The 15,333-nt window shown below is 72.7% G+C and carries 9 protein-coding genes; all 9 read right to left on the reverse strand.

The genetic code is table 11. The annotated features are described in order from the left end of the window. Positions 1 to 82: 82 nt before the first annotated feature. Positions 83 to 3,241 (reverse strand): DUF1553 domain-containing protein, encoded by a 3,159-nt coding sequence (locus tag FJ309_07175; GenBank protein MBM3954379.1) that lies wholly within the window; start codon positions 3,239 to 3,241, stop codon positions 83 to 85. Positions 3,242 to 3,467: 226 nt separating this feature from the next. Further along, positions 3,468 to 4,835 carry a DUF1501 domain-containing protein gene (locus FJ309_07180; GenBank protein ID MBM3954380.1) on the reverse strand — a complete coding sequence of 456 codons (1,368 nt, stop codon included), beginning with the start codon at positions 4,833 to 4,835 and terminating at the stop codon, positions 3,468 to 3,470. Positions 4,836 to 4,847: 12 nt separating this feature from the next. Next, positions 4,848 to 7,295, reverse strand: a complete 2,448-nt coding sequence (locus FJ309_07185) for a DUF1549 domain-containing protein (GenBank protein MBM3954381.1) — start codon at positions 7,293 to 7,295, stop codon at positions 4,848 to 4,850. Positions 7,296 to 7,357: 62 nt separating this feature from the next. Further along, entirely contained in the window at positions 7,358 to 8,596 is a 1,239-nt protein-coding gene (locus FJ309_07190; GenBank protein MBM3954382.1) for a class I SAM-dependent rRNA methyltransferase, read from the reverse strand. 66 nt (positions 8,597 to 8,662) lie between these two features. Next, a complete protein-coding gene (locus FJ309_07195) occupies positions 8,663 to 11,182 on the reverse strand; it encodes a hypothetical protein (protein ID MBM3954383.1) in 2,520 nt (839 codons plus the stop codon). A 466-nt stretch (positions 11,183 to 11,648) separates the two neighbouring features. Then, the gene (locus FJ309_07200) at positions 11,649 to 11,975 is read right to left on the reverse strand and encodes a CDGSH iron-sulfur domain-containing protein (protein ID MBM3954384.1); all 327 of its coding nucleotides are present in this window, start codon (positions 11,973 to 11,975) and stop codon (positions 11,649 to 11,651) included. Then, a complete protein-coding gene (locus FJ309_07205; GenBank protein MBM3954385.1) occupies positions 11,972 to 13,039 on the reverse strand; it encodes a prolipoprotein diacylglyceryl transferase in 1,068 nt (355 codons plus the stop codon). Before FJ309_07205 ends, FJ309_07200 begins: the two co-directional genes overlap by 4 nt. A 14-nt stretch (positions 13,040 to 13,053) precedes the next feature. Continuing rightward, positions 13,054 to 13,920, reverse strand: coding sequence for a pantoate--beta-alanine ligase (locus tag FJ309_07210; protein MBM3954386.1), 867 nt, complete (start codon positions 13,918 to 13,920; stop codon positions 13,054 to 13,056). Further along, entirely contained in the window at positions 13,917 to 15,065 is a 1,149-nt protein-coding gene (folK, locus tag FJ309_07215) for a 2-amino-4-hydroxy-6-hydroxymethyldihydropteridine diphosphokinase (GenBank protein MBM3954387.1), read from the reverse strand. The genes FJ309_07210 and folK overlap by 4 nt, the downstream gene beginning before the upstream one ends. Positions 15,066 to 15,333 lie beyond the last annotated feature (268 nt).

Raw genomic sequence — 15,333 nt, forward strand, 5'->3', positions numbered from 1 at the left:
GAACAGCCGGCGCGCGGCGGCGGTGCGGAGTGCTTCGCGCACGGTGGTCGGCATCGTCATCGTGGCGGGTCTCCGTGGGCCGTCAGTTCCGCGACAGCGTCTCGTCGAGATTGAGCAGCAGGTTGGCCAGGAGCGTGTAGGCGGCCAGCTCCTCGACCGCCATTCCCTCCGGCGGTTTCGATTCGCCATGGCTGACCAGCTTCCGCGCCGCCTCCGCGTCGGTGGCGTAGCGGGCCCGGTGGGCCGCCAGCGTGGTCGCCACGACCGCCGCCTCGTCCGACTCGGGATCACGGGCCAGGACCGTGCGGAACAACCAGCCGATCCGGGCGGAGTCGTCGGCTCCCCCCTCGGCCAAGGCGCGGGCCGCCAGCGCCCGGGCTGCCTCGACATGCTGGACGTCGTTGAGCAACTGCAGCGCCTGCAGCGGTGTATTGCTCCGCTCGCGGCGGGCGCAGAATTGCTCGCGGTTGGGCGCGTCGAAATTGACCATGAACGGCGGCGGCGCCGTCCGCTTGAGAAACGTGTACAGGCTGCGCCGGTAGAGCGCGGGCCCGGAGTCGCGCACGTACTTCGCCGTGTTGCTGCCGGCGAACCCGACCGGCTCCCAGATGTTGTCGGGCTGGTAAGGGCGCACGCCGCGGCCGCCGAACGTGCGGTCGAGCAGCCCCGACAGCGCCAGCGCGTTGTCGCGGATCAGCTCGGCGTCGAGGCGGATCCGCGGGCCGCGCGCGAGGAGCCGATTCTCCGGATCGGCCGCGAGCTGGGCCGGCTCGACGACGGCCGAGCGGAGAAACGCCCGGCTGGTCACGATCAGCTGCACCATCCGCCGCGTGTCCCAGCCGCCGTCGCGGTACTCGCACGCCAGCCAGTCGAGCAGTTCGGGGTGGCTGGGCGCCTCGCCCTGGAGGCCGAAGTCCTCGCTCGTCTTTACCAGCCCCGTCCCGAAGAACTGCTGCCACAGCCGGTTGGCGGCGACGCGCGGCGTGAGCGGCTGGCGTGGCGCCATGATCCACTGGGCGAGGTCGAGGCGGTTGGGGACGTCGCCGGTGGCCACCAGCAGCGGCGGGAGGAAGCCGGGCGTCGCACGCTGGACCTTCGCGCCGGGCTTGTCGTAGGCCCCGCGCTGCATGACGAAGCTCTCGCGCATCGTCGGCAGGTCGTTGAACACGAACGTCCGCGCCAGCCCCTTCTCGAGCTCCTCACGCCGCGCCGTCGCCGTGCGGAGGAGGGACACCGCCTCGGCGAGCGCCGCGGTGCGCTCGCCCCACACCTGCGCCAGCCAATGCCGGCGCACGCGCGCCTGCTCCGCCGCGTCGGTCGTCTTCTCGATCCCCTGCTTGACCAGGCCGCGGAGGTCGCCGGGAACGTCGTCGAGCTTGTCCTTGCCGGTGCGCTCCTGCCACCAGGCCGCCAGCGACCGGGCCGGGTCGCGAGCCGGATCGGAGACGGCGACGATGCCGAGGGCATCCCAGCGCACGTGGCCGCCGAATTGCGTCAGCGCGAACCCTTCCAGTTTCGTCCCCGGGGCGAGCCCGACCTGCTCCGGCGCGATCGTGAGTTTCCGCCAGCCCCCCGGCTCCGGCAGGGGCCCGGCATGGAACCGCGACGGCTTCCCCGCCTCCCCCCAGTCGATCGCCGCCGGATCGCCCCACACCGCGCGGTGGTTCCAGCTGCCGGCGTGGAACTGGAGCATCACCGACTTCGGCGGAGCGGCCGGGTCGAGCCAGACATGGGCGACGATCTCGGCACCGACCGGGATCACGAGCGGCTCGGCGCCCGACTGGTAGAAGTCCTGGCCGATGCCGGTGGCGGTCCGGTCGAGGCAGCGCCGGCCGGAGTGGACGGCGCCCGGCTCACTGCCCTCGAACCACGCCAGCGGGGCGCCGGCCGACTGGACAGCCGCTCCGGCAGGAAAGTCGTCGTCGAGCCAGACCGTCTCGGTGCGCACCGGCTCGGGGCGCGGGTCGGCGGTCGCCGGATCGGCGTAGGCCACCGCGTCGAGCGCCGTCTCCAGCCCCTGGCGCAGACCCGGCAAACGGGCGTCGAGATCGGCCAGCTCGCGCTGTTCGTCGGCGGTGGGCAGCGTGATCGTCGGGGCGGTGGTGAGGATGTTGCCGTCGAACCCGGGATCGGCGGCCGAATTGAAGAACGCGTACAGCGAGTAGAACTCGCGCTGCGAGAGGGGATCGAACTTGTGGTCGTGGCACACGGCGCACTGCCCCGTCAGCCCCATCCACGCCTGGACCATCGTCGCCGTGCGGTCGACGGCGTAGCGGAACAGCAACTCGTCGTTGATCGAGCCGCCTTCGCTGGTGGTGACGTTTGAGCGCGAGAACCCGGTGGCCGTCTGCTGGGCCGTCGTCGCCCCGGGCAGGAGGTCGCCGGCGAGCTGCCAGATCGTGAACGTGTCGAAGGGGAGGTTCTGTTTGAAGGCCTCGACGACCCAGTCGCGGTAGGCCCACATCTGCCGCTCGTTGTCGAGGTGGAGACCGTGGGTGTCGGCGTAGCGCGCCGCGTCGAGCCAGTGGCGCGCCATCTCCTCGCCATGGTGGGGGCTGGCGAGGAGCCGCTCGACGAAGCGATCGACGGCGTCCGCGGCCGGATCGGCGACGAACGCTTCGACTTCCGCCGGAGTCGGGGGCAGCCCGACCAGCGCGAACGACAGCCGCCGGGCGAGCACGCGCCGGTCGGCCGGCGGATTGACCGGCAGCCCCTCCTCCGCCAGCCGCGTTTCGAGGAACCGGTCGATCGGGTTGGCCACACCGGCCGGCCCGGCAGGGACCGGCGGGCGCGACAGCGGCCGGAACGACCAATGCGGTTCGAATGCGGCGCCGGCGGCGATCCAGCGCTCGAGGAGGTCCTGCTGGGCGGGGGTGAGCGATTTGTTGGTGTGCGGCGGCGGCATCACCACGTCGGCGTCGGTGGCCCGGATCCGCGCCACCAGGGCGCTGGCCGCCGGCTGGCCGGGGACGACGGCGACGACGCCGCTGGCCAGGGCCGTCGTCGCCGCGGCCCCGTCGTCGAGCCGCAGCCCGGCCTCCTGCTTGGCCGGCCCGTGGCAGGCGTAGCAGGTGTCGGCGAGGAGCGGGCGGATGTCGCGGTCGAAGTGAACGGGTTTTTCCGCCGCCAGGCCGGTGGCCGCGAGGAGGGCCGCGGGGAGCCCGAGAAGACACGCCGTCGCCGTGGCCGACGACGGCCAGCGACGGCTTCGTCCACGGACAATCAGACGCCGTTCGGCCATGGTCGTGCCCCGGGACCCCTGATCTGTCGAAACCGCACCCCGCCGTCGGCCGCGCCTGCCGGCGACCTGGCAGATCGACGACCTCCGCCGATGTCGCGGCGGAGTCCCGAGCTCCGGAGACTTCGTTTGCGGATCGCCCTGCGGGACGGGCGACCGACCCCGACCGGGAAGCTCGAAAGTTTCCCCCCGGGAACGTGGTTTGGCAAGGAATCAAAGACCGTTGCCGTCAGGCGACCACCGCCTCGTGAACCTCGCCGGCTACGTCGGTGAGGCGGAAGTCGCGGCCGCCGTGGCGGTAGGTGAGGCGGAGGTGGTCGACGCCGAGGAGGTGGAGGATCGTGGCGTGGACGTCGTGGATGCTCATCCGCCCGTCGACCGCGTAGTAGCCGTAGTCGTCGGTGGCACCGTAGCGGAACCCGCCGCGCACGCCCCCTCCGGCCATCCAGATCGTGAAGCCCTCGGGATTGTGGTCGCGGCCGTTGGTGCCCTGGGCCACCGGCGTCCGCCCGAACTCCCCCGACCAGACCACCAGCGTGTCGTCGAGCAGCCCGCGGCGGGCGAGGTCCTCGAGCAGCCCGGCGATCGGCTTGTCGACCTCGGCCGCCTTCTCGCCGTGGCCGGCGAGCAGGTCGGCGTGCTGGTCCCACTGCACCTTGCCGTCGCTGTGGGTCACCTGGATGAAGCGCACCCCCGCCTCGGCGAACCGCCGGGCGAGCAGGCACTGGCGGCCGAAGTTGGCGGTGACCGGGTCGTCGAGGCCGTACAGCGCGAGGGTCTCCCGCGTCTCGCCGGAGAGATCCTCGACGGTGGGCATCGCCCGCTGCATGCGGAACGCCAATTCGAAGCTCTCGAGGCGCGATTCGAGGACCGGGTCGGCGGCGGCCTGGTCGCCGAGCCCGCGGATGAAGTCGAGCTGGGCGCGCTGGACGTCCGCCGACCAGCGCGGATTGGCGATGAACTTCATCCGTGCCTCGGTCGCCGGCCGGCTGGCGACGCCGAGCGGCACCCCCTGGTGGCGCGCGGGGAGGAAGGCGCTGCCCCAGTTGTTGGCGCCACCGTGGGCGAGCGTCGGGCAGATCGTGACGAACGCGGGGAGGTCAGTGTTGAGCGTCCCCAGGCCGTAGCTCACCCAAGCCCCCATGCCGGGACGGACGAACGTGTCGCTGCCGGTGTGGAGCTTGAGGACGGCGCCGCCGTGGGCGGCATTGGTCCCGTGGACGCCATGGAGGAAACAGATCCGGTCGACGTGCCGGGCGACGTGCGGAAACAGGTCGCTCACCGGGCTGCCGCACTCGCCATACCGACGGAAGCGCCACGGACTGGCCAGGAGATTGCCGGTGGCGGCGAACTGGACGCGCGGCTTGGCCGCCGGAAACGGCTTGCCATCGTCGGCGCTGAGCTTCGGCTTGGGATCGAAGGTGTCGACGTGCGACGGGCCCCCCTTCATGAACATGAAGATCACGCGCCGGGCGCGCACCGGCAGGCCGTGGTCGACGGTGCCGGCCAGCAGGTTCCGCGCGGCCAGCCAGCCGAAGCCGACGGCGCTGCCGGCCAGGGCACGGCGCCGGCTCGTCGGCAGGGGAATCGATTGCATCGCGGCCTCCGCTCAGCGCACGAAGAGGAGCTCGTCGCCCGCCAGCAGGCCCTGGGCGACGGCGGTCCAGGCCGCTGCCTCGCGCCCGGCGGGGGGCGTTCCCGCCTCCGCCAGCCGCGCGGTGATCCGCGCCACCGCCTCGGCGACGAGCCGCTCCTCGGCGGCTGTCGGGGAGCGGCCGAGGACGCGGCGGAAGAGAAGCAGGGGGCGTGGCGCGCCGTCGCCGGGGGTGGCGGCCAGCACGCTCGTCGCGACGCGTTCGGCCACGTCGAGGACGAGATCGCCGTTGAGCAGCCACAGCGCCTGCGAGGGCACCGTCGACGTGCCGCGGTCGCCGCAGGGGACGGCGCCGTCGGTGCAGTCGAACAGCCACAGGCAGTCCTGGATGTGATTGCGGATCACCGGCATGTAGATGCTGCGCCGCGGGGCGTCGTAGCGCGTGCCGTCGATCGAGGTGTGGTCGAAGAGGAACGCCCGGTTGGCGACGTGGAGCAGCGACCCGCCCATCGAGCGGTCGAGCGTGCCCCCCACGGCAAGCAGCGAATCGCGGATGCTCTCCGCCTCGAGGCGGCGGACGGTGGCGCGCCAAGCGAGGTGGTTGTCGGGGTCGACCTCCAGCGCTCGCGCGGCGGTCGGGCTGTCGGCAGCGGTGCTCGACCGCTGCCAGGCCGCCGAGAGGAGGATCCGCCGGTGGAGCGCCTTCAGCGACCACCCGGAGTCGACCAGTTCCGCCGCCAGCCAGTCGAGGAGCGGCTGGTTGACGGGCCGGTCGCCGAGCCGCCCGAAATTGTCGGTGGTGGCGACGATCCCGCGGCCGAAGTGCCAGCGCCACACCCGGTTGACGATCACCCGGGCGGTGAGCGGATGGCGCGGGTCGGTGAGCCAGTCGGCCAATTCGCGGCGGCCGCTCGCCGCCGGGGGAATCGCCAGCGGGCCGTCGATCTCGAGGACCACCGGCACGCCGCGCGGCACGCGCCGCCCCGGCACGAGGTGGTCGCCGCGGATGGCGATCCGGGCGTCGGCCGGAGTTCCCTCGACCACCCCCATCGCGGTGTCGAGCGGCACGACCGCCCGCTCGGCCTCCGCCACCGCGTCGCGCAGCGCCGTGAGGCGCTGGTGAACCTCCTCGGGGAGCGACTCCTCCGCGACCGTCGCCGGATCGGTGCCGGCGGCGGCGACGGCGCCCCGGGCACTGGCCAGTTCGGCGGCGACCGCCCCCTTCCGCGCCTCGACGGTGGCCGTCGCCTCGGCATGGGCGGCGAGCGCCTCCGGAGTGGCGACGACGTTTTCCTGCCAGCGTGCGATCCGCGCCAGAGACTCCATCGACCGCGTGCTGGTGAAGATCCCTGCCAGTGCCGCGTAGTCGGCCTGGGAGACGGGATCAAACTTGTGGTTGTGGCAGCGGGCGCAGCCGAACGACAGCCCGAGGAACGCGCGCGACAGCGTGTCGACCTGCTCGTCGACGACGTCGGCGGCGAGCTTGGCCTGGTCCCCCTCGGCGAGCACCTTGGGGCCGAGGACGAGGAACCCGGTGGCGACGAAGAGCGCGTTGCGCTCGGCTGCCGGGGTGTCGGGGGTGGCGAGCAGGTCGCCGGCGACCTGGCGGCGGAGGAATCGGTCGTAGGGGAGGTCTTCGTTGAGGCTCGCGATCACCCAGTCGCGGTAGCGCCACGCGGTGCCGTGGGCGACGTTCTCGTCGAGCCCGTTGGAGTCGGCGTAGCGGACGACGTCGAGCCAGTGGCGCGCCCAGTGCTCGCCGTACTGGGGCGAGTCGAGGAGCCGGTCGACGACCCGGGCGAAGGCGTCGGGGGAATCGTCGGCGAGGAATGCCGCGACCTCGTCGGCAGAGGGCGGCAGGCCGGTGAGGTCGAACGTCACGCGGCGCAGGAGCGTCGCCCGATCGGCCGGTCCGGTCGGTTCGACGCCGACGGCGGCGAGGGCCTGGCGCACGAAGGCGTCGATCGGATCGGCGGCCCCGGCGACGACGGGCACGGGCGGGCGGACGACCGGGGTGAACGACCAGTGGGCGCGCTGGGCCACCGGATCGAAGGGCGGCAGCGGCGGCGGTGGCTCGAGCGACCCGCCGGGGTGCGGTGCCCCGGCTTCGATCCAGGCCGTCACGAGTGCCAGCTCGTCGGCGGGCAGCGCCTCCCCCGGCGGCATGAGGAGCGTTTCGTCGCGGCGGAGCACGGCCCGGGCCAGCAGGCTCTCGGCGAGGCTTCCCGGAACGATCGCGGGACCGGAGTCACCACCGGCGACGAGGCCCGCGAACGAGTCGAGCCGCAGCCCTCCCTCCTGGCGCTGGGCGCCATGGCAGTGGCCGCAGCGGCGCTCGAGGACGGGGGCGACCCGCGCCGTGAAGTCGTCGGCGGTCAGGTGCGCTTCGCCGGCTCGGGCCCGGCCCGGAGCCACGGCGCCGGCCAGCAACAGCGACAGGGCGAGGAGGCGACGGAGGGCCATGCGATCGAGCCCACGGGGACTGCCACGAGTCTACCACCGCCACCGCGCCGGTCGTGCCCACGTCACGGCACCCGCGCGATCACGCACGTGAGGTATTCGCCGTCGAGGCAACTGGCACTCACGGGGTGGTCGGGGGCCGCCCCGCGCACCTCGAGGAGCCGGATCGACCGCCGCGCCTGCTGGGCGACGCCGGCGAGCATCGTCAGGAACTCGTCGCGTCCCACGGCCCCGGAACAGCTGCAGGTGACGAGCGTTCCGCCCGGTTCGAGGAGGTCGACGGCGAGGCGGTTGATGCGGTGGTAGGCGCGGAGCGCGTCGGCCACGGTGGCGCGGCTCCGGGCGAACTTCGGCGGATCGAGGACCACCATCCCGTAGCGCTCGCCGGATCCGGCCAGCTCGGCGAGCCGTTCGAAGGCGTCGGCCGTCTCCACCGCCATAGTCGCCAGGCCGTTGAGCCGGGCGTTGGCGGCCGCCAACGCCGTCGCCTTGGCGCTGGAATCGACCGCGAGCACGGCGCTGGCCCCGGCCGCGGCGGCGGTGAGGGCGAAGCCCCCCGAGTAGCAGAACATGTCGAGCACGCGCTTTCCCGGTGCGTGGCGCGCCGCGGCGTGACGATTGTCACGTTGGTCGAGGTAGAAGCCGGTCTTCTGCCCCGCAGCGAGGTCGATCCCGTAGCGGAGATTTCCTTCGCGGACGAACACCGGCCCGTCGGGGGCCTGGCCGCGCACGACCCGGTCGGGGAGGTGGAGCCCCTCGAGGCCGGCGAGCCCGCGCTCGGCGCCGCGGAGGAGGATGCCCCGCGTCGGCGTCAGCGTCCCGAGGATGCCGGACAGCGTCTCCAGCCGGGCCGCCATCGCCAGCGCCGTCACCTGGACGCACAGCCACTCGCCGTAGCGGTCGACGACCAATCCGGAGAGGTCGTCTCCCTCGCTGTTGACGAGGCGCACGGCGCCGTCGGTGGCGTCGAGGCCGAGGTGGCGGCGGAGGGCGACGGCGGCGGCGATCCGCCCTTCCCACAGCGCCCCGTCGAGCGGCTGCGCCGGATCGAAGGCATACAGCCGCACGCGCAGCCGGCTGTGGGGATTGAACAGCCCGCGGGCCACGAACCGCCCCTCGTGGGTCGCCAGATCGACGACGTCACCGGCCGCCGGGTCGCCGTCGAGGCGGGCGATCGCCGAATCGAGCACCCAGGGATGGCGACCGAAGAACGGCCGGGCCCGCTTCGGCTTGAGAACGACGGTGGCCGTGGGCAGCCCGTCGGCGGCGGGCGGCGACGGTGACGGCGGCACAGCGGGGTCCATGGCTCACACCGGCAGGGGGCCGCGGGCGCCACGGCGCGCCGCGGGGCGGAACGGTCGCCGCGCGGATCAGGCGTGGACGACCCGGTCCGCGGGGCCGGGCACGACGTGCGGGGCCGGGAGCGTGTCGCTGCCGGGATCGGTGTGGAGCTCGCGCCGCCCCTCGCGGCGCCGCTTGGCGCGCTCCACCCGCTCCACGCTCCAGGCGAACACGGCGCCGAGCGGACCGGAGAGCATGGCCGGCATGAGCACGAGGTTGCCCACCAGGGCGATGGTCAGCATCGCGAGCATCATGTGGCCAAAGCGCTGCGTCGGGCCGAACGGCGACAGCGAGAACACCGACAGCCCGATGCCGATCACACCCCAGCTCTGGTACATCGCCCGGGCACAGCCCTTGTAGGCGAGCATCACCGCCTCGCGGCGGGAGAGGCCCTCGGCGATCCCGCGGCGGAACCAGAGCATGAAGTGGACGACGTCGTCGACGGTCACGCCGAGGGCGACGCTCGGCGCCATCACCGTGCCGATGTCGATCAGCAGCGTGCCGGCGTCGAGCGACTTGAGGATCGAATTGCCCCAGCCCATGCCGCCGAACACGCAGACCGCCGGGAACGCCGCGGGGAGGAGGAGCACCAGTCCCGCCGAGGCGGCCCGGCAGAGGATCACCATCACGATCACGATGATCGCGAAGTCGGTGATGAATCCGGCGATCAGCCCGTCGAGCAGCGAGTGCTGCGCCTTGTAGACCAACGGCACCAGGCCGGTGTAATCGACGGCGATCCCCTCGACGCCCTCGGTGGCGAGCCGGGCGCGGATCGGGTCGATCGTCTTCTGGAGGTCCTGCTTGAACAGCGCGTAGTCGACTTCCTTGATGGCGCTGACGCGGGCGCTGATCCGCCACAGCTCCTCGGCGTGGCCGTCGTCGTGGACCATCTCGCGGAGGTAATCGCCGGCGAGGAAGTCGTCGCGGTGGGCGACGAGCCGCTTGTTGAGGACGCTGCGCCGCGTCTTCGACGACAGCCCGAACACGCGTCCGGCCGCGCCGCCGACGCCGCCGCCGCCGACGTCGAGCTCACGGCCGAACGTGACCGTCGACAGCGAGCTGCCGACCTCGTCGAGCCGGCCGATCTCGCGTTGGATCTCGCCGACCAGTTCCATCCGCTCGAGGAAGCTCAGCCCGCACTTCGAGTCGTCGATGCGGACGAGGACCTCCATCGGCACCAGCGGCCCGAGCTTGCGTTCCAGCCAGCGGTAGTCCTCGCGGATCTGCGCCCGCGGCGAGAACAAGCGCATCAGCTGGACGCTGCTCTCGACCCGAGTCATCCCGTAGCCGACGCCGGCCATCAGCGCCAGGCAGGCGGTCGTCACCAGGGCATGGTTCCGCGTGATCCACTCGCCGATCCGCCACCAGCGGCTCTCCTCCGCGGGGCGCCAGCCGTCGTCGCTGCCGTCGCCGGCGAGCCGCCCGATCCGCAGCTTCGGCGGAAACAGTTCCAGGGCCGCGGGCATGAAGGTCACGAGAATCAGGAAGCTGACCACGACGCCGATCGCCGAGAAGATGCCGAACATCCGGATCGGCACCAGCTCACTGACCGCCAGCGTCGCCAAGCCGACGGCGGTCGTGCCGGTGGCCAGCGTCAGCGGGAGCATCGCGTGGTGCACGGCGCGGCCGGCAGCGCCCTCCTGCTGGCCCGTCTCGGCGAGCTGGTCGCGGTAGTAGTTGGCGAGGTGGATGGCGCCGCTGGTCGTCGCCACGTAGACCAGCGACGGCATCGTCAGCAGGATCGCGTCGACCGGGTAGCCGCAGTACCAGACCACCGCCAGGCTGGCGAACATGCTGTACACGCCGGAGGCGAGCACGAGGCCGACCAGCAGCTTGCTCTTCAGGCTCCACCAGCTGACGAAGAACCCGACGACCAGCGACAGGCCGAAGAGGATCGTGACGCTCGTCTGCCCCGCCTTGTCGATCGAGACGTTGTCGACCGGGGGACCGCCGAGGTGGAAATCGTCGGCCGGGATCCCGCACTCCTCGGTGGCGACCTGCTTGATGAGGTCGACGGCTCCGTGGAGGTTCGCCCGGGCGAGATCGGAGAGGGTGAGGACGAGGCAGGTCTGCCGCAGGCGCGGGTCGTCTTCGGGGCTTCCCGGCTCGACGCCCTCGGCCGGCGGCCCGATGAGGGCCCCGGTGAGGCGATCGATGGCCGTCGCCTCGTCGAGGTTCAGCGGCTCGGCCGTCATCTGGGCAACGGCCCGCGGCCCGGTCTGGACGGTCTTGTAGTAGAGGGGCCGGTCGATGCGGGCCGCCTCTTCCGGCGGCGGGAGGAGCTTTTGGGCCAACAGCTCCAGCCGCGGGTCGGCCATCGTGCAGCCGTCCCAGCTGGCGAGGATGAACTCCTCCCCCTGGAAACTCTGGCGGAACCGCCGGTAGACCTGGGTCTCCGGGTATTCCAGGGGCAGCCACCCCTTCACGTCGTTGCGGTTGTTTCCCTTCGCATTGATCGCACCGACCACCACCAGCGGCAGCAGGAACATGAGGATCGCCATGATCCCCACGCTGAAACGCTGGTAGAAGTTGCCGGACGCGGTCGACATCGAAGCGTTTTCAGACCTCGTCGGGGATCGAACCGGCGTTGGCGGCCTCGCTGCGGGCTTCCCGTCCGCGGGACGGCGTCACTGTCTCATCGCCCTCTCATCGCCACCGGCGGTCGCCTGGGCTCGCCCCGGGGCCGGCCGCGAATGGCCGGACGGGGCACCGGGAAACCCCGGTTCCGAGCACCGACACCGTACAAGGGATTCAGGTGCCCGTCCATATTGTTTGCCCGTCCGAACCCCGGTTCCCCTCCTGATCGGCGTGGCGCAAGTGTTTTATGAATCACACCTTCCGTTGTACGCAGCCCTTCCTCATCTGGCGCAATCGGCAGGAATCCCCCCGGCCTCCTTTCTTGCCTTTTCCCGGCTTGACGTCGGCCAGCACCGCTGTCGCCCCCGGGGAGGCAGGCGGCGTGTGGCTGGCTCGACGAGCCGGCGGCCGACTCGCGGGGAAGCGCGAAACGACCGCTCAGCCGGCCGCCCCACCGGGATCCGACCGCTCCCCGTCCCCTGCCGAGCGAAACTCGGCCGCGACATGGGAACCGTCGCAGAACGGCCGACGCCGCGACTGCCCGCAGCGGCACAGCGCGAGGGACGGCTTGGTGGTGGGGGGCGGGGGGATTTCGACACCTTCGTGGTCGGTCAGCCGCACCAGGACCCCCTGGGCCGCCAGGTCGGCGGCCAGTTCGACGACCAACGGTCCGTCGAGCCGGCAGCGGATCGAGACGGTTCCCGGGGGTATGCGACGTCCGGGCCGAGACGGTGTGCCCGCCCCGGGAGATTCTGGTGGGGTCATCGGCGATCCTCCCGACCGGCATCCCCCTGCGGTCTCGCCGCGGCCGGGAAAAGCCACAACACCCCCCAGGCCAGCCCCGCGAGCCCGAGGAGGACGAGCGAAATCAGCTGGGAAATCGACAGGCTCGTGCCGAGCGCACCCGGCTCGTCGATCCGGATCATCTCGAGCAGGATCCGCGAGATCGGGTGGAGCGACAGCACGAGGGCGAACACCGCCCCGTCGCGGCGGGCGAAGGGGGTGAACAGGACCGCCAGCCAGGCCAGCAGCGCCGCGTCGATCGCGGCGTAGATCTGGGCGGGGTGCACCGGCAGGCTCCAGGGGGCGGGCGTGTCGCCGGTGGGTGCCGGGAGCAGTCCCCGCGCGACCTGGTCGAGCCATGGCGGGCTGTGCGGCGGAAACCGCACCCCCCAGGGGAGGTCGCAGGGGCCACCGTAACAGCAGCCATTGAGGAAACAGCCGACGCGCCCCAGCGCCAGCCCGACGAGCAACCCGGGGGCGATGCAGTCGGCCAGCCGCGGCAGCGACAGCCCGCGGCGCCGGGCGAACCACCAGGCCGCGAGGGCCGCCGTCGGCAGCGAACCGAAGACCACCAGCCCGCCGGCGGCGAGGTTGAGGATCTCCGGGAGCGCGGCGACGAGGCTCCGCCCCGGCGGGAAGAACTGCGCGTGGTACTCGACGACGTAGAACAACCTGGCACCGACCAACCCGGCGAGGAACACCTCGAGTCCCAGCGCCAGGATCGTGTCGGCGTCGAAACCCATCCGCCGCCCGCGGACGATCGACAGCCAGGTGCCGGCGGCCGCCGCCACCAGGAGCATCACCCCGTAGCCGCGGACCGGCACCCCTGCTCCATCGTCGAGCGCCGGCAAGCCCCAGAGCACGAACGCCCCCGTCAGCGCGATCTGCGGCCCGAGGTGGAGCAGCGCCCGGCTCCAGCCGTCGCGGTGAATCCCCCGTGCCAGGGCGACCACCGCGATCACGCCCCACACCGCCAGCAGCGCCCCCCAGCCGAACAGCGGCACGGCGCCGATCCGGCCGGGGACGTGGAACAGGATCGAGCGCATCGGTCGGTCCCGTTTCAGGCTGCGCCGGCGCGGCCGTCGAGGAGCTGGTTGTCGATGAGGCGCGTCGTGCCGAGGCGCCCGGCCACGAGGGCCACCGCCGGGGCGGCGGGATCGGCGAGCGGTGCGAGCGATTCACGCTCGACCACCGCGGCATAGTCGACGGCGATGCCGTGGTCGTCGATGATCCGGCGCATCGTCCCCTCGATGTCGGCCACCGGGGCGCCCGCCGCCCAGTCGCGCGCCGCTGCCGCCAGCGCGGCCGAGAGCCCCGTCGCCCGGCGGCGCTCGGCTGCCGAGAGATAGGCGTTGCGGGAGCTCAGCGCCAGCCCGTCGGGCTCGCGGATCGTCGGCCGGACGACGATCGTGACCGGGAGGGCGAGGTCGGCGACCATCCGGCGGACGACGAGCGTCTGCTGCCAGTCCTTCTGGCCGAAGTAGGCGCGCTGCGCCGGCACGAACGCGAACAGCCGCTGGACGACCGTCGCCACGCCGGAGAAATGACCGGGCCGCAGGGCGCCCTCGAAGGGCAGCGCCGGCCCGTCGACGACGATCCGCGTCGCATGGCCGGGCGGATAGATCGCCGCCACGTCGGGGGCGAAGACCCAGCGCACGCCACGGGCCGCGAGGAGACGGCGGTCGGCATCGAGGGTCCGCGGGTACCGGGCGAAATCCTCGTGCGGGCCGAACTGCGTCGGGTTGACGAAGATCGAGGCCGCGACGTCGTCGCACTCGGCGGCGGCCGCCTCGGCGAGGCTCGCGTGCCCGGCATGCAACGCGCCCATCGTGGGGACGAAGCCGACGGTCCGGCCGCGGTGGCGCGATTCGCGGACCAGCGTTGCGATCTCCTCCGGGTCGGTGATCACCGCGGCCGGGGCTGTCATGTCATCGCCTCGACGGCGGCGATCCCCTCGGCGATGGCGGTGCCGAGGTCGTCGGCGGGCACCACGACCACGGCTGGCGGCCGGAGGCGGTGGAGGGGATCGTCGGCGGCGCAGCGGCGCTGGACGCGCTCGAGGAGCCGCTGCTGGAGTGCGACGAGCTCCGCCGCCGTCGACTCGGGGGTGCCACCGGCGCCGAAGACATCCGTATCCCGGAACAGGTCGGTGTGGTCCCCGCGCCGCGTGCGGAACGCGATCCGTTCGGCCAGCGTCGTACCGCTGGCCACCGTGACCACCGCGACCCCGGGCGCGAGTGCCGCGGCGGCGCGGGTGGCGAACCGGTCGGCAAACGCGGCGCGGGGGGCGGGAGGGAGCCAGCCCTCGGCCGCGACCAGGAGCGTTCCCAGCCAGCAGTCGGCGACGACGGTCACCGGGCCCGGATCGTTCCCGGCATCGGCGCCGTGCGCCGCGGCCCGTTCGGCCGACAGCACGCGTGCCCAATCCCCGAGCGCGGCGTCCCAGTCGGCCGGATCGGCACCGCGGGGCAGTGGCGTGGGCTGCCGCACCAGGCGTGCCAGCGTGGCATCGGCGATCGCGCCGGCGACCTCGGCCGCGCCGCTCCCCGGCACGCCCACCACGGCGACGTGGACCGCGGGGCGCGAAATGTTGTCGAGCAGTTCGCGGACGGTGCAGCCGGACAGGGGATGGACCGCCTCGGGGGCGATCTCGGCGCACGGCTCAAGGACGAACCGGCGCGTCGCCATCCGTGGATGGGGCACCGTCAGCGCGCCATGGTGACGGCCGGCGATCTCGGTCTCCGGCTCGTCGATGACCAGGTCGTCGTAAAGGAGCAGGTCGAGATCGATCGTCCGCGGACCCCAGCGAACGCTGCGGTCGCGGTGGAGCGTGTTCTCGACGGCCGCCAGCGATTCGAGCAGCTCACGCGGGCCAAGCGCCGTGTCGACCAGGCAGGCGCCGTTGAGAAACGGCGGCTGGCCCGCCGGACCGCCGACCGGTGCGGAACGGCGGGTTCGGCTGACCGCGACCAGGCTGATTCCGGGCATGAACCGCAGGAGCTCCACGGCCCGTTCGAGCTGGTCACGCGGCACGCCGGCATTGGCGCCGCATCCGATCAGGCATCGTGCCATGGTCGTGTCCCGCCGCTCCGTCAGCCGCGGGGATTCCGCGCCGGCCAAAGCAGTTTATCAGGCGGCCGGCACTCGCCTCGGCTCGTTCCGGGCCGCCGGGAGCGAAACCACGGGCGGGGCCAGAGTCCCCTCTCGGGGAGGGGTGGCGTCGGCACGCCGTGTGCCCGATCGACGAGCCATGGCCGGCGAACGGCGAACGAATCGAAAAAACGGGGGTGACATCCAGGCCACGACCCAAGGTCGTCGACAGTCGATCCCTCAGTCGTCG

The organism is Planctomycetota bacterium (assembly GCA_016872555.1).
GTDB lineage: Bacteria > Planctomycetota > Planctomycetia > Pirellulales > UBA1268 > F1-20-MAGs016.

What these genes read in the sequence shown, in the direction of transcription:
- FJ309_07195 (MBM3954383.1), bottom strand. Translation starts at nt 11,182, where the DNA reads ATGTCGACCGCGTCCGGCAACTTCTACCAGCGTTTCAGCGTGGGGATC.
- FJ309_07200 (MBM3954384.1), bottom strand. Translation starts at nt 11,975, where the DNA reads ATGACCCCACCAGAATCTCCCGGGGCGGGCACACCGTCTCGGCCCGGA.
- folK (MBM3954387.1), bottom strand. Translation starts at nt 15,065, where the DNA reads ATGGCACGATGCCTGATCGGATGCGGCGCCAATGCCGGCGTGCCGCGT.
- FJ309_07210 (MBM3954386.1), bottom strand. Translation starts at nt 13,920, where the DNA reads ATGACAGCCCCGGCCGCGGTGATCACCGACCCGGAGGAGATCGCAACG.
- FJ309_07190 (MBM3954382.1), bottom strand. Translation starts at nt 8,596, where the DNA reads ATGGACCCCGCTGTGCCGCCGTCACCGTCGCCGCCCGCCGCCGACGGG.
- FJ309_07205 (MBM3954385.1), bottom strand. Translation starts at nt 13,039, where the DNA reads ATGCGCTCGATCCTGTTCCACGTCCCCGGCCGGATCGGCGCCGTGCCG.
- FJ309_07185 (MBM3954381.1), bottom strand. Translation starts at nt 7,295, where the DNA reads ATGGCCCTCCGTCGCCTCCTCGCCCTGTCGCTGTTGCTGGCCGGCGCC.
- FJ309_07180 (MBM3954380.1), bottom strand. Translation starts at nt 4,835, where the DNA reads ATGCAATCGATTCCCCTGCCGACGAGCCGGCGCCGTGCCCTGGCCGGC.
- FJ309_07175 (MBM3954379.1), bottom strand. Translation starts at nt 3,241, where the DNA reads ATGGCCGAACGGCGTCTGATTGTCCGTGGACGAAGCCGTCGCTGGCCG.